Source organism: Pseudomonas sp. FBF18 (genome assembly GCF_024261405.1).
Classification (GTDB): domain Bacteria; phylum Pseudomonadota; class Gammaproteobacteria; order Pseudomonadales; family Pseudomonadaceae; genus Aquipseudomonas; species Aquipseudomonas palmensis.
This window is the reverse complement of the sequence record NZ_QKRS01000005.1, coordinates 231466-252105: the sequence shown is the minus strand read 5'-3', so window position 1 is coordinate 252105 and position 20640 is coordinate 231466. Positions and strand designations below refer to the sequence as shown.

18 protein-coding genes and 1 pseudogene are annotated in these 20640 nt (G+C 55.8%); 6 read left to right on the top strand and 13 right to left on the bottom strand.

The features are described 5' to 3' along the window. Positions 1-20: 20 nt before the first annotated feature. The gene (locus DN387_RS10960; RefSeq protein WP_043862287.1) at positions 21-794 is read left to right on the top strand and encodes a MetQ/NlpA family ABC transporter substrate-binding protein; all 774 of its coding nucleotides are present in this window, start codon (positions 21-23) and stop codon (positions 792-794) included. 119 nt (positions 795-913) lie between these two features. Here DN387_RS10960 and DN387_RS10955 read toward each other — a convergent pair whose 3' ends face one another. From DN387_RS10955 to DN387_RS10935, 5 genes are read right to left on the bottom strand one after another with little or no spacing between them, the layout of a single operon-like run. Further along, complete coding sequence (locus tag DN387_RS10955; protein WP_043862286.1) at positions 914-1546, bottom strand: SCO family protein; 633 nt, start codon at positions 1544-1546, stop codon at positions 914-916. Then, a complete protein-coding gene (cyoE, locus tag DN387_RS10950) occupies positions 1543-2442 on the bottom strand; it encodes a heme o synthase (RefSeq protein ID WP_043862285.1) in 900 nt (299 codons plus the stop codon). Before cyoE ends, DN387_RS10955 begins: the two co-directional genes overlap by 4 nt. After that, complete coding sequence (locus DN387_RS10945; RefSeq protein ID WP_054916030.1) at positions 2427-3509, bottom strand: heme A synthase; 1083 nt, start codon at positions 3507-3509, stop codon at positions 2427-2429. Before DN387_RS10945 ends, cyoE begins: the two co-directional genes overlap by 16 nt. Before the next feature lie 12 nt (positions 3510-3521). Next, positions 3522-4109 (bottom strand): hypothetical protein, encoded by a 588-nt coding sequence (locus tag DN387_RS10940; protein WP_054916031.1) that lies wholly within the window; start codon positions 4107-4109, stop codon positions 3522-3524. Then, on the bottom strand, positions 4075-4815 hold the full coding sequence (locus DN387_RS10935) for an SURF1 family protein (protein WP_054916032.1): 741 nt from the start codon (positions 4813-4815) through the stop codon (positions 4075-4077). The genes DN387_RS10940 and DN387_RS10935 overlap by 35 nt, the downstream gene beginning before the upstream one ends. Before the next feature lie 62 nt (positions 4816-4877). Here DN387_RS10935 and DN387_RS10930 point away from each other — a divergent pair, with 62 nt between their 5' ends. Beyond that, positions 4878-5081 carry a twin transmembrane helix small protein gene (locus tag DN387_RS10930; protein ID WP_043862281.1) on the top strand — a complete coding sequence of 68 codons (204 nt, stop codon included), beginning with the start codon at positions 4878-4880 and terminating at the stop codon, positions 5079-5081. Between the two features lie 6 nt (positions 5082-5087). On the opposite strand, the gene DN387_RS10925 is transcribed toward DN387_RS10930, so the two are convergent. The 4 genes from DN387_RS10925 to coxB are packed head-to-tail and all read right to left on the bottom strand — an operon-like array spanning position 5088 to position 9304. Beyond that, complete coding sequence (locus tag DN387_RS10925; protein ID WP_043862280.1) at positions 5088-5975, bottom strand: cytochrome c oxidase subunit 3; 888 nt, start codon at positions 5973-5975, stop codon at positions 5088-5090. Between the two features lie 12 nt (positions 5976-5987). Then, positions 5988-6557: a cytochrome c oxidase assembly protein gene (locus DN387_RS10920; RefSeq protein ID WP_043862279.1), complete on the bottom strand. Its 570-nt coding sequence runs from the start codon at positions 6555-6557 to the stop codon at positions 5988-5990. Between the two features lie 10 nt (positions 6558-6567). After that, complete coding sequence (gene ctaD, locus DN387_RS10915; RefSeq protein WP_054916033.1) at positions 6568-8160, bottom strand: cytochrome c oxidase subunit I; 1593 nt, start codon at positions 8158-8160, stop codon at positions 6568-6570. A gap of 16 nt (positions 8161-8176) precedes the next feature. Beyond that, positions 8177-9304 carry a cytochrome c oxidase subunit II gene (coxB, locus tag DN387_RS10910; protein ID WP_043862277.1) on the bottom strand — a complete coding sequence of 376 codons (1128 nt, stop codon included), beginning with the start codon at positions 9302-9304 and terminating at the stop codon, positions 8177-8179. A 311-nt stretch (positions 9305-9615) separates the two neighbouring features. Between coxB and DN387_RS10905 the strand changes: the two genes are divergently transcribed. Next, positions 9616-10263, top strand: coding sequence for a hypothetical protein (locus DN387_RS10905; protein WP_054916034.1), 648 nt, complete (start codon positions 9616-9618; stop codon positions 10261-10263). Positions 10264-10349: 86 nt separating this feature from the next. On the opposite strand, the gene DN387_RS10900 is transcribed toward DN387_RS10905, so the two are convergent. The 3 genes and pseudogenes from DN387_RS10900 to DN387_RS10890 form a co-directional block, all read right to left on the bottom strand. Beyond that, positions 10350-11876, bottom strand: a complete 1527-nt coding sequence (locus DN387_RS10900) for a SulP family inorganic anion transporter (protein ID WP_177332986.1) — start codon at positions 11874-11876, stop codon at positions 10350-10352. A gap of 194 nt (positions 11877-12070) precedes the next feature. Next, positions 12071-12790 (bottom strand): carbonic anhydrase, encoded by a 720-nt coding sequence (locus DN387_RS10895; protein ID WP_043862274.1) that lies wholly within the window; start codon positions 12788-12790, stop codon positions 12071-12073. A gap of 243 nt (positions 12791-13033) precedes the next feature. Next, positions 13034-13864 (bottom strand): annotated as a pseudogene (locus DN387_RS10890) (PA0069 family radical SAM protein); the annotation flags it as partial. A gap of 43 nt (positions 13865-13907) precedes the next feature. Here DN387_RS10890 and DN387_RS10885 point away from each other — a divergent pair. The 3 genes from DN387_RS10885 (at position 13908) to DN387_RS10875 (ending at position 18698) form a co-directional block, all read left to right on the top strand. Beyond that, the gene (locus tag DN387_RS10885) at positions 13908-15527 is read left to right on the top strand and encodes a recombinase family protein (protein ID WP_254506065.1); all 1620 of its coding nucleotides are present in this window, start codon (positions 13908-13910) and stop codon (positions 15525-15527) included. A 391-nt stretch (positions 15528-15918) separates the two neighbouring features. Beyond that, a complete protein-coding gene (locus DN387_RS10880) occupies positions 15919-16515 on the top strand; it encodes a hypothetical protein (protein WP_254506063.1) in 597 nt (198 codons plus the stop codon). Further along, on the top strand, positions 16512-18698 hold the full coding sequence (locus DN387_RS10875) for a relaxase/mobilization nuclease domain-containing protein (RefSeq protein WP_254506062.1): 2187 nt from the start codon (positions 16512-16514) through the stop codon (positions 18696-18698). The genes DN387_RS10880 and DN387_RS10875 overlap by 4 nt, the downstream gene beginning before the upstream one ends. Before the next feature lie 1308 nt (positions 18699-20006). Here the strand turns inward: DN387_RS10875 and DN387_RS10870 are convergent. After that, positions 20007-20450, bottom strand: coding sequence for a hypothetical protein (locus DN387_RS10870; protein WP_254506060.1), 444 nt, complete (start codon positions 20448-20450; stop codon positions 20007-20009). Positions 20451-20640: the final 190 nt, after the last annotated feature.

Sequence of the window (20640 nt, the reverse complement as noted above, 5' to 3'; positions counted from 1 at the left end):
CCCTCACAAGGAGCGATTAGATGAAAAGACTGCTTGCTGCTGTTGCCGCCGTCGCGGCCTTCTCTGCCCACGCGGCCGAGACCCTGACCGTTGCCGCCACCCCGGTACCGCACGCCGAGATCCTCGAGTTCGTCAAACCGGCGCTGGCCAAGGAAGGCGTGGACCTGAAGGTGAAGGTGTTCACCGACTACGTCCAGCCCAACGTGCAGGTGGCCGAGAAGCGCCTGGATGCCAACTTCTTCCAGCACCAGCCGTACCTGGACGAGTTCAACAAGGCCAAGGGCACTCACCTGGTCAGCGTTGCCGGCGTGCACCTGGAGCCGCTGGGCGCCTATTCGAACAAGCTCAAGAAGCTCGACGAACTGCCATCGGGCGCCACCGTGGTCATCCCCAACGACGCCACCAACGGCGGCCGTGCCTTGCTGCTGCTGGACAAGGCTGGCGTGATCAAGCTCAAGGACAACACCAACATCCTGTCGACCGTGAAGGACATCACCGGCAACGACAAGGGCCTGAAATTCCGTGAGCTGGAAGCTGCCACCATTCCGCGCGTGCTGACCCAGGTCGACCTGGCGCTGATCAACACCAACTATGCGCTGGAAGCCAAGCTCAACCCTGAAAAGGACGCCCTGGTCATCGAAGGCAGCGATTCGCCTTATGTGAACATCCTGGTGACCCGCGAGGACAACAAGGATTCGGACGCGGTGAAGAAGCTGGTAGCAGCCCTGCACACGCCTGAAGTGAAGAAGTTCATCGAAGAGAAGTACAAGGGCGCGGTCAAGCCAGCGTTCTGATTCAGAAATGCCAAGGGCTGCTACGCAGCCCATCGCGGGTCAAGCCCGCTCCCACAAGTTCTCCACCGCCCTTGAAACCAGGGTTGTACCTGTGGGAGCGGGCTTGACCCGCGAAGCTTTCAGTCGCGCTTGACCAGCCCCGGCAACTGCGCCACCAGCTTCTGGTTGTTGAACGGCGCCCGAATGAACCCGCGCTGGGTACCATCCGGCCCGAGCAGCGCCAGGTTGCCACTGTGATCGACCGTGTAGTTCGGCTTGCTGGTATCGGCCGGAATGAACGGGATGCTCACCGCATTGGCCAGCTTCTGCGTATCCTCCAGCGACCCCGTCACCCCGCGAAAATCCTTGTCGAAGTAGCCCAGGTACGTCTTCAACTGCGCCGGTGTATCCCGGTTCGGGTCGACGCTCACCAGCACCACCTGCAGACGGTCCACCGCCTCCTTGGGCAGCTCGCTCTTGACCTGCCGCAGTTGCGCCAGCGTGGTCGGGCAGATGTCCGGGCAGAAGGTGTAGCCGAAGAACAGCAGCGACCACTTGCCCTTGAGCTGGTCCAGCACCACCGGCTGGCCGTTCTCGTCGGTCATCTGCAGCGCCGGCACCTGGCGGCTCTGCGGCAGCAGGATGATCCCGGCATCGATCAGCGCCGTGGGGTCGCCCTGGCTGCGATTGCTCAGCACCTTGTTGATGGTAAGCCCGAGAATCAGTGCGACCAGGGCAACGAGGATGAAAACGGTTTTCTGGGTTCGAGTCATAGGTTCAACAGTAGGTAATGGTCAACAAGCAGCGCGATGAACAGCAGGAACAGGTACGCGATAGAGTACTTGAAGGTCCTGATCGCCGCGTGCGGCCGACTGCCACGGTACAACACCCAGGCCCAGTGCAGGAAGCGCCCGCCCAGCACCACGGCGCAGGCCAGGTACAGCGGCCCGCTCATGTGGATCACGTAAGGCAACAGGCTCACCGCCAGCAGGGCGGCGGTGTACAGCAGAATGTGCAGCTTGGTGTAGTGCTCGCCGTGGGTCACCGGCAGCATCGGGATATCGGCCTTGGCGTACTCCTCCTTGCGATGGATGGCCAGGGCCCAGAAGTGCGGCGGGGTCCAGGCGAAGATGATCAGCACCAGCAACAGGGGCTCGGCGCCCACATGCCCGGTCACCGCCACCCAGCCCAGCAGCGGCGGCGCCGCCCCGGCCAGCCCGCCGATCACGATGTTCTGCGGCGTGGCCCGCTTGAGAAAGCCGGTGTAGAGCACCGCATAGCCCAGCAGCGAGGCCAGGGTCAGCCAGGCGGTCAGTGCGTTGGTGAAGCTCAGCAGCAGCACCATGCCCAGCACCGCCAGCAGCAAGGCGAACGCCAGCGCCGCCAGCGGTGCGACGCGCCCCTCGGCCAGCGGCCGCTTGTGGGTGCGCGCCATCAGTGCGTCGATGCGCCGGTCCACCACATGGTTGACCGCCGCCGCTGCGCCCGCACACAGGCCGATGCCCAGGTTGCCGAACACCAGCACCGTCCATGGCACGCCCGCGCGGGTGGCCAGGAACATCCCCACCAGCGAGGTGATGAGCATCAGCACCACCACCTTGGGCTTGGTCAGCTCCAGGTAGTCGCGCCACAGCGCCTGCTGGCGCGCGGGGTTCAGAAGCGTTGCCATGGGTTCTCTCCCAGATAATGCACCACGCCCACCGGGCGCAGCGGCGTCAGGCGCCAGCCCTGGCTGACCCTGCGCGCCTTGGGCTGCGTGGCCAGGCGCGTGCGGTAGTTGACCAGCACCAGCGTCAGCAGCAGCGCCGCGCCACCGGCGTTGTGCGCCACCGCCACCGCCAGCGGCAGCCCGAACGCCACATTGCTGATGCCCAGCCCCACCTGCACCGCCAGCGCCAGCAGCACCAGCCTGGCCAGGCGCCGCAGGCCGATAGCGTGCAGCTGCCAGGCCAGGGTCAGCAACACCAGCGTGACCAGCAGCGCCCCCAGGCGGTGGGTGATATGGATGGCGGTACGCGCCTCGCTGTCGAGCTGTCCGCCCAGGTAGTTGGGGCCGATGTGCTGGGTGAGGTGAAAGCCGTTGGCAAAATCCGCCTCGGGCCACCACTGGCCGTGACAGGTCGGCAGGTCGACGCAGGCCACCGCGGCATAGTTGGCGCTCACCCAGCCGCCCAGGGCGACTTGCCCGATCACCAGCAGCAACGCCAGTGCCGCCAGGCGCCTTAGCCGCAGCGGCAGGCCGGGCAGGGGCATGAACGCGCGCGACAGGCGCAGGCTCAGCAGAAACAGCAGGCTCAGGGTGGCAAAGCCGCCCAGCAAGTGCGCCGTGACCACCTGCGGCCACAGCTTGAGGGTGACCGTCCACATGCCGAACGCGGCCTGGAAGAACACCACCGCCAACAGCAGCAGCGGCAGGCGGTACGGCTGGCCGTTGTGCCCATGCCGACGCAGCGCCTGCACCGCCAGCATGGCGATCACCAGCGCCAGGGTGCCGGCAAAATAACGGTGCACCATCTCGTTGCGGCCCTTGTGGGCCTCGACCGGCGTGTCCGGGTAGTGGCGTTCGGCATGTGCCAGTTGCGCCTCGGTCTTGGGCACGCTGATGAAGCCGTAGCAGCCCGGCCAGTCGGGGCAGCCCAGGCCGGCGTGGGTCAGGCGGGTATAGGCCCCCAGCAGCACCACCACCAGCGCGAGGAAGGTGGCGAACACGGCGAGGCGGTATCCGGGTCTGGCCATGGTGCGTGCCTCCTAGCCGATGTTGGACAGCTTGAGCAGATGGCGCAGGTCGTTGAGCAGGTCCTTGCCCTTGACACGTGCGTCGTAGCGCAACACCAGGTTGCCGTGGGGGTCGACGATCCACAGCTGCGCGCCCTTCAGGCTCCCGGCGGCCCTGCTGTACTGCGCCAGCTCCAGCGCATAGCGCTGCAGTTGCGGGTACTCGCGCGCAAGCCTGGCCTGATACGCCTCGCTCAACGGTTGCCCGGCGGCCAGCGCGTGGCTGGCACGGGCGGCGTCGCGGCCAAGGCCGATCTGTACCTGGCGCGCCAGGTACACCAGTTGCTGGCAGTCTGCGTCACAGTCACCAGGGGTGCTGACCAGCAGTTGCCAGCGCGCCTCGTCGGTCGCGACCCCCAGCTCGGCGCGGCCCTGGCCGTTGCCGATCAGTTCGCCGTGGTAGCTGCGGCTTTCCGGCACCCAGAACTGCAGCTTGTACATGCCGGTGGCGAGCATCATCGGCCCCACCACCACCAGCAGGATCAGAATCAGCTGCAACCGCCCGCGCCAACGACGGCGCGGCACTTCAGACGTGCCGGATGGATGCATGACGGCGCCCATGGTGGTTCTCCTTGTCGTTGTGCCAGCCGAAATAGAGGTACAGCGCAACCAGCGCCGCAGCCAGGGCAAACCATTGCACGGCGTAGCCCAGGTGCTTCTCGGGGCCCATCGCCACCACCGGCCAGTCCAGCCGGTAGCTGGCCGGGCCCGGTTCCAGGCGCAGTTCATGGGCAAAGCCCTCGCGGCCCAGCTGCGGCCACAGCTGCGCGGCATCCACCGCCGTGAGCAGGTGCGGCCAGCGGCCCCCTTGCGGGTCGGCGTGCAACTGGAAGGTGCTGCCCGGCGCCACATATACCCAGGCCTGCAGGGCAAGCGGTGTCTCGGGGGTGCTGAACTGCACCGCCACACGCCGGTCGGGCCAGGGCAGCCAGCCGCGATTGACCAGCAGCCACAGGCCGCTGGCCTGGTCGTGAAAGGGTTGCAGCAGCTCGACCCCGGCCTGGCCGTCGCGCAGGCGGTTGTCGAGCAGCACACTGTGGGTGCGGTCGAAACGGCCATACAGGTGCACCCGGCGATAGGCCGGGTCGCTCGCCTGCGCCAGCTGCTCGCTGGCCAGGGGCGCTGCCACCCGGCGCTCTGCATAGGTGGCCAGCAACTCGCGCTTTTCGGCGGCGCGCCCCAGCTGCCAGCAGCCCAGCGCAATCAGCCCCGGCAGCAGCAACATCACCACCAGGGTCGGCACCCGGCCGGGGCGGAACGGCCTCATCGGGGCCCCGCAACGGCTGTCGCTATACTTGTTGTAGTCATCGCATCCCCCGGAGTACCGCCATGCTCAAAGCCGCGATTGTCCTGATGCTGCTGGCGACCGTGATCAGCCTGTTCAGCGGCCTGTTCTTTCTGGTCAAGGACGATGACAACTCGACCCGCCTGCTCACCGCCCTGAAAATCCGTGTCAGCCTGGCCGCCATCACCCTGGCGCTGGTCGCCTGGGGTTTCTACAGCGGCCAACTGGTGTCCCACGCGCCGTTCTAGGCGCGGCTACAGCACATACACGAAGATGAACAACCCCACCCACACCACATCAACGAAGTGCCAGTACCAGCTGGCCGCCTCGAATCCGAAGTGCTTGTCGGCGCTGAAATGCCCGCGCAGGATGCGCATCAGCATCACGAACAGGATGATCGTGCCCATGGTCACGTGGGCCCCGTGGAACCCGGTGAGCATGAAGAAGGTGGCGCCGTAGATCCCCGAATGCAGGGTCAGGCCCAGTTCGGTGTAGGCCTCGTGGTACTCGTAGGCCTGCAGGATGAGAAACGCCACGCCCAGCACGATGGTCAGCGCCAGCCAGAATTTCAGCGCACCGCGGTGATCCTTGCGCAGGGCATGGTGGGCGATGGTGATGGTCACGCTGGAGCTGACCAGCAGAATGGTGTTGATCAGCGGCAGGTGCCACGGGTCGATCACATCGCTGGGCGGCGGGAACAGCTTGGGGTCGGGGGTATGCAGCAGCGGCCAGGCGAACTGGAAGTTCGGCCATAGCATGTGCGCCACGCCCTTGGCACCTTCCCCACCCAGCGCCGGGCCTGCCAGGTGGCGCACGTAGAACAGCGCACCGAAGAAGGCCACGAAGAACATCACCTCCGAAAAGATGAACCACGACATGCCCCAGCGGAACGAGCGGTCCAGCTGCGGGCTGTAGAGCCCGGCGCGGCTTTCCTTGATCACCGCGCCGAACCAGCCGAACAGCATGTAGGCCAGGCACAGTGCGCCGACGAAGAAGATCAGCGGGCCATGGGAGTCCTCGTGGCCGGCCTTCATGTCGTTGAACCAGGTGCCCAGGCCGAACACCGTGATCAGCATGCCGAGGGTGGCGATGATCGGCCACTTGCTCTGCGCCGGTACGTAGTAGTGCTGATGAGCAGCCATGGATCGTTCTCCTTATCGGGCGCTCTGTACGGTCTGGGTGGCCACGTGGGCCACCGGCGGCTGGCGAGCGGTGATATCGAACAGCGTGTAGGCAAGCGTCAGGTGTTTCACATCCTTGGGCAGGTCGCGGTCGACGATGAAGCGCACCGGCATCTCGATGCGCTCACCCGGCTGCAGCACCTGCTGGCTGAAGCAGAAGCATTCGGTCTTGTGAAAGTATGCGGCTGCCTCCGCCGGGCTGATGCTGGGGATGGCCTGGGCGGTCATCGGCTTGTCGGTGGGGTTGCGCGCCACGAAGATCATCTGGTTCACCGCGCCCGGGTTGACGTCGATCTGGTCGGCGGTGGAGTAGAAGTCCCAGACCATGTCGCTGGCATTGGTCGACAGGAACTGCACCTTCACCGAGCGCGTGGGGTCGCTGACCTGGCTGCCTGCGTACTGCCCGCCGGTCTTGCCGTTGATGCCGAAGGCCTTGCACATCACGTCGTAGATCGGCACCAGGGCAAAGCCGAAGGCGAACATCACCACGGTCAGCAACATCAGCCGCGTCACCAGTCGCCGCAGCGACGTGCGCTCGTTCATGGCAGCACCCTCATTTCACTTCCGGCGGGGTCTGGAAGGTGTGGTAGGGCGCGGGCGAGGGCACCGACCATTCCAGCCCTTCGGCGCCATCCCATGGCTTGGCCGGGGCCGGCTTGCCGCCACGGATGCACTTGATCACGATGAACAGGAAGAAGATCTGCGTGACGCCGAAGGTGAACGCGCCGATCGACGACACCATGTTGAAGTCGGCGAACTGCAGGTTGTAGTCCGGCACCCGGCGCGGCATGCCCGCCAGGCCAACGAAGTGCATCGGGAAGAACGCCATGTTCATGCCGATGAACGACAGCCAGAAGTGCAGCTTGCCGAGGGTTTCGTCGTACATGTGCCCGGTCCACTTGGGCAGCCAGTAGTAGGCGGAGGCGAAGATGCCGAAGATCGCCCCCGGCACCAGCACGTAGTGGAAGTGCGCCACCACGAAGTAGGTGTCGTGGTACTGGAAGTCGGCCGGGGCGATGGCCAGCATCAACCCCGAAAAACCGCCGATGGTGAACAGGATGACGAAGGCGATGGCGAACAGCATCGGCGTCTCGAAGGTCAGCGAACCTTCCCACATGGTGCTCACCCAGTTGAACACCTTCACCCCGGTGGGCACCGCGATGAGCATGGTGGCGTACATGAAGAACAGCTCGCCCACCACCGGGATGCCGACCACGAACATGTGGTGCGCCCACACGATGAACGACAGGAAGGCGATGGCCCCGGTGGCGTAGACCATCGAGGTGTAGCCGAACAGCGGCTTGCGCGAGAACGCCGGGATGATCGAGCTGACCGCGCCGAACGCTGGCAGGATCATGATGTACACCTCGGGGTGACCGAAGAACCAGAACACGTGCTGGAACAGTACCGGGTCGCCACCACCGGCGGCGCTGAAGAAGCTGGTGCCGAAATGGATGTCCATCAGCATCATGGTCACCACCCCGGCCAGCACCGGCATCACCGCGATCAACAGGAACGCGGTGATCAGCCAGGTCCAGACGAACAGCGGCATCTTCATCAGGGTCATGCCGGGGGCGCGCAGGTTGAGGATGGTGGCGATCACGTTGATCGCGCCCATGATCGAGCTGATGCCCATCAGGTGGATGGCGAAGATGAAGAAGGTCACGCTGGCCGGTGCGTAGGTGGTCGACAGCGGGGCATAGAAGGTCCAGCCGAAATTCGGCCCGCCGCCGGGGCTGAACAGGGTCGATACCAGCAGCAGGAACGCTGCCGGCAGCAGCCAGAAGCTGAAGTTGTTCATGCGCGGCAGGGCCATGTCCGGCGCGCCGATCATCAGCGGGATCATCCAGTTGGCCAGGCCGACGAAGGCCGGCATCACCGCACCGAACACCATGATCAGGCCGTGCATGGTGGTCATCTGGTTGAAGAATGCCGGCTCCACGATCTGCAGGCCGGGCTGGAACAGCTCGGCGCGGATCACCATGGCGAACGAGCCGCCGAGCAGGAACATGGCGAAGGCGAACCACAGGTACATCGTGCCGATGTCCTTGTGGTTGGTGGTCAGCACCCAGCGCATCAGGCCCTTGGCCGGGCCGTGGGCGTGGTCATGGGCGGCATGACCGTGGTCGTCGATGACTGTACTCATGTCCTGTCTCCCCGGTTCATTGGCTGTCGGCCTGCTTGAGCGCCAGCACATCCTTCGGCGTGACCATGTCGCCCTTGTTGTTGCCCCAGGCGTTGCGCTCGTAGGTGATCACGGCGGCGATATCCACTTCCGAGAGCTGCTTGCCGAACGCCGCCATGGCCGTGCCGGCCTTGCCGTGGAAGACGATGTTCAGGTGATCCTTGATCGGGCCGGTGGCGATCTTCGAACCCTTGAGCGCCGGGAACATCGGCGGCAGGCCCTGGCCTTCGGCCTGGTGACAGGCCACGCAGGTGGTGTGGTAGACCTTGTCGCCGCGCTCGCTGAGCTCCTGCAGGGTCCACTCCTTGCTGGTCAGCTCCTTGAGCTTGGCCGACTCGGCCTTGCGTTCGGCCAGCCAGGTGTCGTAGTCGGCCCTGGACTTGACCTCCACCACCACCGGCATGAAGCCGTGGTCCTTGCCGCACAGTTCGGTGCACTGGCCGCGGTAGATGCCCGGCTTCTCGACACGGGTCCAGGCCTCGTTGACGAAACCGGGGATGGCATCGCGCTTGACCGCGAACGCCGGCACCCACCAGGAATGGATGACGTCGGCGGCAGTCACCAGAAAGCGCACCTTGGCACCCACCGGGATCACCAGCGGCTGATCGACCTCCAGCAGGTAGTGCTCGTCCTTGGGTGCCTTGTTGTGGATCTGATCGGCGGGGGTGGCCAGGTTGCTGAAGAACTCCACGTCCTGGCCCAGGTACTTGTAGTGCCACTTCCACTGGTAGCCGGTGACCTGGATATCCACGTCCGACTCGCTGGCATCGTAGATGTCCACCAGGGTCTTGGTGGCGGGGATGGCCATGGCCACCAGGATCAGGAACGGCACCACCGTCCACATGATCTCGACCCAGGTGTGCTCATGAAAATGCGCCGGCTGCTGGCCGGTGGAGCGACGGTGCACCATCATCGACCAGAACATCGCGCCGAACACCACGATGCCGATCACCACGCAGATCCAGAAGATGGTCATGTGCAGGTCGAACACGGCGTTGCTGACTTCAGTCGCCCCCGGCGCCATATTCACGGTCCAGGCGGCGTGTGCCGGCGTGAACAGTGACCACAACAGCAGGCCCATCCAGGCATGTGGATGTCGCATCATTGCGGGTTCCCCTTATGATTCTTGTTATCCCGGAGGCAGGGCCTACGGCTAAGGGTACGGCGTCAAGACGGCGAACTTCGACGGCGAGCCCCTGCTGGACAGCAGGCGGGCCTCATCAACCAATCACTTTCAAAGCGGAGTATAGACAGCCGCCCAAACCGCGCAAAAAATCGCCGAGAGGGGGTTGATGGCCATTTGATATGCCTTACAGCGACATAAACGCACATCGTTTATGACAAATCCGTCTTAACTCTTTTTCGAACCGAGCTACCTTATGTCATCCGTGTGTTTCCCTTGTCCCTGGAGTTGTCATGAACATCGCCGCTTTGCGCGAGCAGATCACCCGTGCCCGTCAACATGAGGTCCAAACCGGCCAGTTGAAAAAGCAACTTGAAGTGCAACTGCCCCACCTGCATCCCTCGATCAACCTGCCTGAGCAAGACCCGCATGCGGCGCTTGTGGGGTTTGTCGACGCGTACATCGACCAGGTACCCGAATTGCTGGAGGCCGCCAATGCGGTGGCGCGCGAGGCGGGCATCGAGTCGCAGATCAAACCGGTACTGAAAATTGCCGAAGCCTATTTCCTGCAGCCGCCGGCGATCATGCAAGGCCAGGTCGGCCTGGGCTGCCTGCTGGATGAGGCCTACCTGGCGCACCGCCTGGTGGAGGAAGTGAACGACCTGTACATCAAGCATTTCAAGCAGCCACTGATCCCACTGGATACCACCGTGGCCAACCTGATCGCGCATCAGCTGATCGGCGAGGCATTCGCCAACCAGCTGGATGAGGTGGTGCACCACTCGGTGGACGAAATGCTCAACGACGAAAGCTTCGCGCTCGAATCGGTGGAGGCCTACCGAGACAAGCTGAGCAGCCCGGACACCGGCGCGGCGTGGAAGCGCTGGCCGTGCCTGTCGCGCCAGCTGGGCGTGGGGCTGGAGCTGGATCAGTCGGCCTGACCGGCTCGGCGGCGCAGCCTTCGCCAGCAATGCTGGCTCCTACAGGATTACACCCCGTGTAGGAGCCAGCGTTGCTGGCGAATCGTTCAGGCGCCAAGCCCTGCCGCCATGCGCGCCCGCCCCTCGGTGCGCCGCTTCAACCCGCGCGGCTCGATCACCAGCACCGATCCATTGCCCGCATTCGCCCGGCCCCAGTCCTCCAGCAGCTCGAGACACGCGTGGTCGATATAGCTGAGTTGGGCCAGCGGTACATGCAACGTGGTACATACCGGTACGTTATCCAGCGCCCGGGCGAGTGCCGGGACCTTGAGAAACGTCGCCGCACCGCTCAAGCGAAGCTCCAGGTGCCCCGGCGTATCCAAGTGGCTGACGCTGATCTTCAACCGCGCCGCCTTCAGCGCAAGCTTGAGCAAAGTCAGGGCGAAACCCAGCAGTACGCCGGTCAACAGGTCGGTGAAGATGATCGCCAGTGCGGTCGCCGCGTAGGTGAACATCGGCATGCGCCCATAGCGCCCCAACCCGCGGAACGCCTTGAAGTCCACCAGCTTGAAGCCGGTGTACACCAGTACACCTGCCAGGCTCGCCACCGGGATCTGCTGCAGCACACTGCTCAGCACCACCACGAACGCCAGCAGCCATGCCCCATGCAGAATAGCCGACAGCCGCGTCTGCGCACCGGCCTGCACGTTGGCCGAACTGCGTACGATCACCCCCGTCATCGGCAACGCCCCCAGCACGCCACAGAGCATGTTGCCCACCCCCTGGGCCGACAGTTCACGGTCGAAGTCCGAACGCTGGCCACTGTGCATGCGGTCCACCGCCGCCGCCGACAGCAGCGTCTCGGCACTGGCGATGAATGCCAGGGCGAGCGCCGCCACCAGCAGGTGCGGGTTGGCCAGTTGCAGCAGGTCGGCGGGGCGTAGCCAGTCGATGGCCTCGGCCAGGTTGGCGGGCACCACCACGCGGTTCACCGGCAACGCCAGCCACAGGCTCAGCAGGGTCATCAGCGCCACCCCGAGCAAGGCCCCCGGCACGAAGCGCAGACGCTGCGGGCGCAGGCGCTCCCAGCCCCACATGATCGCGATGGTGCCCAGGCCCAACGCACCCGCTTGCCAGGCATTGCCGGGGCCTTCCGGGGTCAGCGCCTGCAGTACGGTCTGCGGGAACGCCGTCAGGTTGGCCAGCCCGGAAGGCTGCGGGCTGGCGTCGAACATCACATGCGCCTGCGACAGTACGATCAGCACGCCGATACCGGCGAGCATGCCGTACACCACCGCCGGCGCCGTGACCCGGAACCAGCAGCCCAGGCGCAGGCACCCTGCCAGCAGTTGCAGCAGGCCCGCCAGCAGCAGGATCGGCCCGAGCATGGCCATGCCATGCTGGCGTACCAGCTCGAACACCAGCACCGCCAGGCCCGCCGCCGGGCCGCTGACCTGCAATGGCGAGCCGGCGATGAACCCCACCACCAGGCCACCGACGATGCCGGTGATCAGACCCTTGGCCGGGGGCATGCCGGAAGCGATGGCAATGCCCATGCACAGCGGCAGCGCCACCAGAAACACCACCACCGAAGCCAGCAGTTCACGCGGCAGGGCCGCTTTCAATTGCGTCATGTTCACCTTGATTCTCCCTCTATCGATCACGCCGGGCCATTCCGCTGGCCCGCACGCCGCAGTAACGCCGCCACGCGGGCAGCCGCAAGCCGCCGGCAGGCCAGCAAGGCATTCATGGAAATTCAAGGCAGCCGACTACCTGGGCTGCACGCGAACGTGCAGCCTTCAGTCACCCTGTTGCGAATGAGGTGTGGCTAGTAGCGCCCGCGCGGGGTGGCGCAGGGAATCGGCTGGCCGCTCTGCAGGGGCAGGAAGCGGTCGCTTACCGCGTCATAGGCGGTGATTTCGCTGGTTTCGATGTCGTAGATCCAGCCGTGGATATACAACTGGCCGGCCGCCAGGCGCGAGGCGACCGAAGGGTGGGTACGCAGGTGCTGCAACTGCGCGATGACGTTTTCCTTGGTCAGCACCTGCATGCTTTCGTGTTCGTTGTGGCAATGGCAATTGTCTTCCACCACCGTGCGCGCCACCTCGGCATGCCGCAACCAGGCCTTGACCGTGGGCATCTTCTCCAGGCTCTGCGGGTTGAGCACGGCACGCATGGCCCCGCAATCGGAATGCCCGCACACGATGATGTGCTGCACACCCAGGGCCATCACCGCGTATTCGATGGCCGTGGATACACCACCGTTCATCTGCCCGTAGGGCGGCACCACGTTACCCACATTGCGGGTCACGAACAGGTCGCCAGGGGAGCTGTGGGTAATCAGTTCGGGCACGATGCGCGAGTCGGCGCAGGTAATGAACATCGCCCGCGGCTTCTGCGCAGTGGCGAGTTTCTTGAAGAGCTCTTCCTGTTGCGGGAAGACTTCATGATGAAAATGCAAAAAGCCGTCGACGATATGCTTCAGTGCGGCATCGGCGCTTTCGGCTTGATCAGCCGGGCCGTTTTGAGAGGGGTCCTGGTCTTTCATTGTTGATCCTCTTTGACGGTTTGAAGGTAAGTCCATTTTACCGGTTCAAGATTCAGACAACGCAATGAAGCTTGGATGTCGCTCACGCTCAATAAAGCACAGTGCGGCTGCCTGGCTTTTCACGCTACGCGGAAAAACTTAACTCAAACTGAATTTGGAGGCTCTAGAACGGGCGTTCCAGAACAAAAGGGCGGGCCTCGAATACTAGCAAAAAAGCATTAATGGCAACTACCCATTAATGCATTACAGCAGCGACAACTGCCCACCGGGCGGGCAGAACGCGCTGCAATCGAGTGCATGGCCTTCAAGCCGGTTCAGTCCCAGGCGGCGCATGGCCTTGTCGAAACGCTGCGCCAGCAAGTCGGCAAACACGCCTTCGCCCCGCATGCGTGCGCCAAAACGGCTGTCGTACAGCTCGCCGCCACGGCTCTGACGGATAAGGCTCAGCACATGGGTCGCACGTTGCGGGTAATGATCCTGCAGCCATTGCTCGAACAGCGGCGCCACCTCCAGCGGCAGGCGCAGCAGCATGTAGGCCGCGTGCAGCGCGCCGGCCTGCTTGGCCGCCTCCAGCAGGTGCTCCAGTTCGCTGTCGTTGATCATCGGGATCATCGGCGAACACAGCACACCTACCGGTACACCCGCCTCGCGCATCACCCGAATCGCCCGCAACCGCGCCTTGGGCGCGGCGGCACGCGGTTCCAGGGTGCGCTTGAGCTCGTCGTCGAGGGTGGTCAGGCTGATCATCACCGACACCAGGCGCTGCTGTGCCAGTTCGGCCAGCAGGTCGAGGTCGCGCAGGATCAGCGAGCCCTTGGTCACGATGGTGACCGGGTGACGGTAGCGCAGCAGCACTTCGAGCAGGCGCCGGGTCAGCTGCTGTTCGCGCTCGATGGGCTGGTACGGGTCGGTGTTGGACCCCAGGTTGATCGGGGCGCACACGTAGCCTTTCTTCGACAGCTGTTGTTCCAGCACCGCCGCCGCGTTGGTCTTGGCGATCAGCTTGGTCTCGAAATCGAGCCCCGGCGACAGGTCCCAGTAGGCGTGGCTGGGGCGGGCATAGCAATAGATGCAGACATGCTACGCTATACGTTCCATCGGTTGGGTTGATTAAAAAATGACCAAAAAATGTTATCCATACGTTCGCTTTTCATCGACCCGCCAAGAAGATGGCAGCACTAGAAACCGTCAAAACGAGCTTATAGACGCTTTTGTGTCCAAGCATGGGCTAGAAGTGGATCGACACCTTGAAGACGCCGGTACGTCCGCATATCACGGCAAAAACGCCGGTTCAGAAGGTGTATTGGGTAAATTCTTGAAAGAAGTGCGGATGGGCGAAATCGACAAAGGTTCGTATCTATTGATCGAAAACTTCGACCGGCTTTCGCGTGACAAAATTGTCCGCACTAATAAAATTTTTACCGATCTCATCTTTTCGGGCATCAAGATTGTAATTCTTGATAAAAATAAAATTTATGAAGAAGAAAACCTTGATTTCGCTGATTGGGTCAATGCCCTTTTAGAGTTTGAACGGGCTAACGCAGAGAGTAAGCGGAAAAGCGATTTTTCAAGCAAGGCTTGGCGAATCAATCGCGGAAGAATGCGTGAAGGTGAAATCGTCACTAAAAAAGTACCAACATGGTTAAAGGTTGAAAATAACGCCTTTGTCATTGACCATGAAAAAGTCGAAAGGATTAACACACTTTTCAAGCTTTCGCTTTCAAAAGGTCTTCAAGAAGCAACGCGAGAATATAATGACCTTTATAGTGAAAAGCTCGCTATCCACCAAACCCAATACCTATTATCTAACCGTAAGCTGATTGGCGAGCATTCCCCGCAAAAGATTCACTATGATGAAACCGGCCAGTTAAAAAGAAAAGATGAAGGCGATTCAATTCCAAATTATTACCCAGCCGTTGTAGATGAACAATTATTTTATCAGGTTCAAGAACTCATCAAATCGAGAAGACCTTTTGCCGGTAGATATTCTAATCAACGTTATAACGTCTTTCGCGACCTGATTTATTGCAAGTGGTGTGGTGGCACCATTCGATATATGAACAAGGGAGAAAGGGACTATTTCATCTGCACAAACTCAATGACCGGAAAATGTGACTTGAATAGCCACTTTGGTCAACAATCTATTCGTGGCAAAAAATTATTTGGTATGTTCTTTGCTTTTACAGATGGCTTGAATGTTTCCGCTTTGCTTGAAGAAAATACAAACGCAAAAGAAATTAAAACGGAAGTATTGAAACTGGAAGCTAAAAGAAATCAGATTGCCAACAGACTACAAGATTTCAAAGTCGAAGTTAAAACAATGATTTTGGACGGTAAAACTATACCCTCCACATATAATGAGGTTATTGCAGAATTAGAGAGCAATCGCAACCATATAGACAGTGAAATCGACACAAGAACGAAAGAGCTTGACCAGATTTACATATCCGAAAAATCTTTTATGGGCTTAAAAGATATTGATGTGAGCGGCATTATTTATGATCGCACAAATGAAGCGGTAGAGAAGCGAGTGCAATACAACAACGAACTAAAGAAAATCATCAAACACATTCGCATAGATTTCCTGAATACCGCGATTGAAATAGAGTTCGCAAACAAACTTTGCCGTCTAGTTAATAGTGATGGTGACGTTATTGATTATGTAATCGACCATGTGCCCGAAGATTTCACGACCATATACAACTATGACAAGGACTACATAAATCCAGACGCCTAGATTTTTACCAGATTGTTTTTTAAAATACTACTGCATGGTTGACACTTTCACTGCTTTGTAAGTTGCTGCTAACTTCCAGATTATGGCCGCCAATCGGTGGCCTTTCTTTTGTGCTATACAATTTCAATTTCAAATTTTCGTTGAAATTTCCACCTACTTGAAAACATTATAATGTATGTTACTTTATATATAGGTTACTTATCTAGGCAAGCAATGTTCTTGGTTCCCAAATAACTCTTAAATGGTTCCCATTTATTCATTATTTGGTTCCCAACCAACAGCTAAATGGTTCCCATTTATCTATTGTTTGGTTCCCAAGAACGCTTGATTTTTCGCACTTCGTTTGAAAAATATAGGAGCATAAAACAAATGAATACATTAGGAGTTCAATATGAAGAAAGTCAAAGACACAGATACCAAAAAACAAAAGAGAGGTGAAATTACAAAAGAGATTCTAGTCACGCATTTCAATGGCAAGCCAAAAAACAAGCTAGATGAAAGTGAGTTGAAAGAGTTCAAAAAAATCTATTCAAGACTATCCGAACAAAAAAGAGGTGAAAGCTTTCATCTTCGCTTTTCAGGTGATAGTGCAGCTTTCATGAAAAAATTATTTGTGGATAAAACGAATACCAACAAAAGCAATCTTGTTAAAAAAATAATTGAAAAGCGAGTTACATCCTGCATTGAATATACAGACCCTAAACTAATTGAAGCAGCCAAGGTTATCGACGAAGTTTGCGGCACCGGCAAACTCTTTACTACGCTGAGTGGTATTTCATCAGCGTTAGAAAAGTTTGACAGTAATGGTATTGCGATATTTCACAACGGCAGACAGATTGACATTACTAGCACATTAGAGCATTTAGACAAAAAAATAGCACAGGCAGAGCAGTTGATGGACAGAGTTAACAGTTTGCTTGATGGTGTAAATCTTCAAGGTAGAGTTATCTACAACAAAGAAAAGGACAACAACAATGGTGATATATGATAATCAAAAAACCAGAAGGAGACTTATCGGCCAACCTATCTAGTAAAAAAGAAATAGTTTTCAATTTGGACTATTTCTTGAATAAGGCTTTTCACAAAAACGAACCTGACACATGCAAATTGCCTTTTGTAAATAAATTCACTGACAACCTTTCATATAGTAATTTCATGGCTGAATACTTTATGGACGATTTAAGCAAGGGGCAAAAGTATGCGGCATTATGCGATATTGTTTCTTTCTCGCCCAATGACTTTGATGTTGATAACCTAACACTAGAAGATAAGCAGAAAGCTTTTAAAGCAGTCAAGTCATACGTTAGACAAGTCTATGGTTCAAGAACATTCGTAGCGGATTATCACATTGATAATGGCAAGCTTCATTATCATATCGTCGTAAAAAACAAAGATAAATTTGGAAATTGCTACACAACAAAAGCGTTCAATGACTTTGACAAGAAAGAGAGAGTTGCAGCAAAGCTTGAAAAGCAATTCGGGCTTGAAGTTGTTGAAAATAGAAAGTGCGTATTAGCAGAACAACAACGTCTTGATGATTTTCAGTATTCTCCCACAGCTCATTTGCAACGATTTAAAAAACATAATCCAACAGCTTATGCCGATAAAGTTGACCAACTTACAGCGATGAATGATTTCATCAGGTCAACCGCTAAAAGATCAAAATCACCACAAGAGCTTTTCCAAATCTTGAAGGCCAATAACATTGGAATCCGCATAAATAATGATAATACAGCTAATCTTGCTTTTTCATTTGTTGATGGCAATGACAGCTCACTTAAAGCATCACAAGTTAATCTTTCAATGAAGTACTTAAAGACTAAATTTAAAGATTTTAGCGATGAGCAGCTTAAAGACATAGTAAGGCAAGCGGCAGAATTCAAACCTGAAAGAATCACCCACAGCCTAGCATGGGTTGGCGAACGAATTGACTTTGAACCAAGAATTAAAACCAAAAAAGACACAATGCAATGGAGATTAAAGAAATACGAAGCACAAGAGCATTCAAATATTATTCGTTACTATTCAGTATCTAAAAAGGGTTATGAATACGATAAGTTTTCATACGACAAAGAAAAACATTCTGTTTCTGTTTATGAAGTAACTCCATCAACGGTGCGTGATGCCTTAATTGTGCTAATCAATAATTCACCTTGCGAGGCAATCAAAACAGAATCCACCAACAAGAATTTTTGTATTGAAAGCATTAAGCAATCAGTTGAATTAGGTTTGTTTGATAAAGAAGGCTTTCAATATCAAATGCCCAACGTAAAGGACTTTTCAGCAGAAGATATTAAACAGTTGAATGATTACCTACGTGAAAAAGGCAAGACAGAAATTGAAATCAAGGAAGTTGATGGTGCCTTGCTAGCTATCGCCAAGGTGGAAAAACCAGTCATAGAAGCCGTTCACGAAGCCGCAGAAGCACCAGAAACAGCTATCCCGTCCAAAGACACACCAGCAGCACCAACACCGCTAGAAATGGCTGATATTGGGCCACAGATACAAGACATTGACGAACCTACAACGTCAAAGCCAGTTGAACAGGTGGTGTGGCAAAATGGTGATAATGACTTCGAAAATCAAGAACAAGAAAATCAACATGACGATTTAATTGATTACCTTAATGAAGATTTTAATAATGAACAATTAACATCATCGGAACCACAAACCATTGATGCATCTAGCTATGCTGATTTGATTGATGATTTAATATCCGATTATAAAGAAAGCTGGTTTATATCAGGTATTATTGACAGCGTAATTGAGGCGTTAGATGGAAGTATTGAAGGAGAACCCAACGATATACATGCATTGATTTTGGACCAAATCCAAAATAATGAAGTTGATAATGAGCTTAAAACAGTTGTGCTTGAACGATTAGAAAATGCTTTGATATGCGATATTGAGCACGAAGTTAATTCATTGAAAAAAATGCATTTGCCGGGAAATTCAAGCCATAGCATCGATGAGCATAGAGTGTTTGACAAAAAATGTATTCCAAGACTATTAAACGAGGAACAAAAAAGTCAATATATGCATAGGCAGAACATATACCAACTTAAAGACAGGCTTGAAGAAATCAATCCAGATGTAGCAGACGACATGAATTATGCCATTAAACAGCGATTCCAACATGGTTCAGAGTATAAATACGCACATAACAAATAAAGCCCTATCAGGGCTTTGTTTGACTTTATGCAATTAAGTGATACGATAATAAAAGGTGAAGCCCAAACGCATTACACATTTGGGCTTCGGTGTTGAACTGATACCAGCAGTTTCAACTTGTAATTAAAGTTATAACATATGATTATAATCATTCAAGTCCCTCCTGCTGGAAAAATTCCATAACTATAAGAAAGTCAGTATTAACACCTGTAAGCAATGTTGGAAATTCAGGTGATTGTTCCGTTGCGTAGCCAAAGAGAAATAGAATGGGGATACTGGAAATTTCTCAACCCGCCAGCCATATAGAGATATATGTTGAACAGGGTTCCAGTGTGGTGCTAATACAACCATTAAGTGTTCAAAGTCTAAACTGAGTATTACTGATTTAGACCCTGAAAATTCAGGCGAGCGGAACTTGTTTTTAACTCTTAAACAAGGAAGACCAGCTATGCCTGAAAGAGCTTAGCTGGTAAAGCTTTAAAAGCGAAAACCCCTTAGGGTTTTCAAGACACGCACACGTACACACGTACCCCCCATACAATCGCATGACCTAACCCCTAACCCCTACACCTATACAGCCATATGCTGCGACTTTACCGCTAAAACAATTTAAACCAGTCAAATTCAAGCGGATTTTTTTATGTTGATAGTAAGACATTAAAACCATCCTGCCGGCTTTGAAAATGCCATATAAGAATGTTGAAAACAATCAAGCAAACCATAAAGCGAAGTTAATCCAGCGATTTACTACCGTGTGTGTGACACTTTGAAAAGCATCTGGCAGCTTCGCTTTTAGAAAAAACAACGGGCTTTTTATTTGTTTTTGTGAATTGTGTTTTTTTCAAATCGAGTGGCAGGGTTTGAAAATTTTCATTTTGTGAGGTGACCCATCCCCGACGCTTTGAGTTGAAAAAAAACTGGGAGCGATTTTTGAAAATTTTTGATGATTTTTTTTGAGGAGTTAGTTGCAAAACTCAATTAAGGAAAACTCAAATAGGGTTTGCCGCTAAATGCAAACAAGGTCGGACCATAAATATATTTTCACTTTGCTATTGACAGCTTGTTTTTGCCGTATTTAAGCCATAAGTTGAAGGTTTGAGAAAGTTGAAAACTCAATAATTTGCTGTAAATTTATAAAAAGTTTTGAGTTTTTTTTATGAAAATAGCACTTTAATTCTATACGGCGAGAATGAGGTTATGGGTCTAAAAAGACCTATTTTGGATTTAGCACAAATTTAACCTTTAAAACAGCTTGTGATGTTAAAGCGAAGCGACCACCAGAATAGGCGAGCCGCTGCACGCCTTGATTTAGTATCGGTTGCAAATAGTCTGTGTGCCGATTTGGTTGCAATAAGTGGTTTTATTCTGTTCCTGCTGATTTTGCAGGTTTTGCCAAGCTTGTGCTTCCTGTGCAGCCTGCTGATTTTGAGCGTCAATCTGATTTTTAGTCTGCACAATGTTCATCGACAACATATTACAGTCGCCTTGCGATGGATTGACCGAATTGCCTATCTGTTGTGCTCGGCTCATAAAGTAATTCTGGTCAAATTGCCAAGTATTCAAATTGGCCATTGAGTATTGCTGACCGCGTGCCCCAACGTCCGGCGACATATAACCGCTGTTGACACATTTCATGATACTAATCAATTGGGTAGCGAATGCGGTGTATTGACCGTCCGAAAGCGGCGGTTTCTGCGTGACGCAGCCACTCAGCAGTGAACCAGCAGCCAGCACAAGAAGAAATTTTTTCATTCGCCATCCTTAGAAATTGTTGAGTGGTGGCTCACCAGTGGCACCATTCGTGGATTCTACCCAACCCTACGGGTGCAGTGCCATACACCGCGTATACGGCGATCTGCTGCACGGGTACAGTCCCAACACTCAAATCCACCTTGATCAGAAAAACATGCCATTTTCCGGCGTCTCGCAATCGGGAAACCCG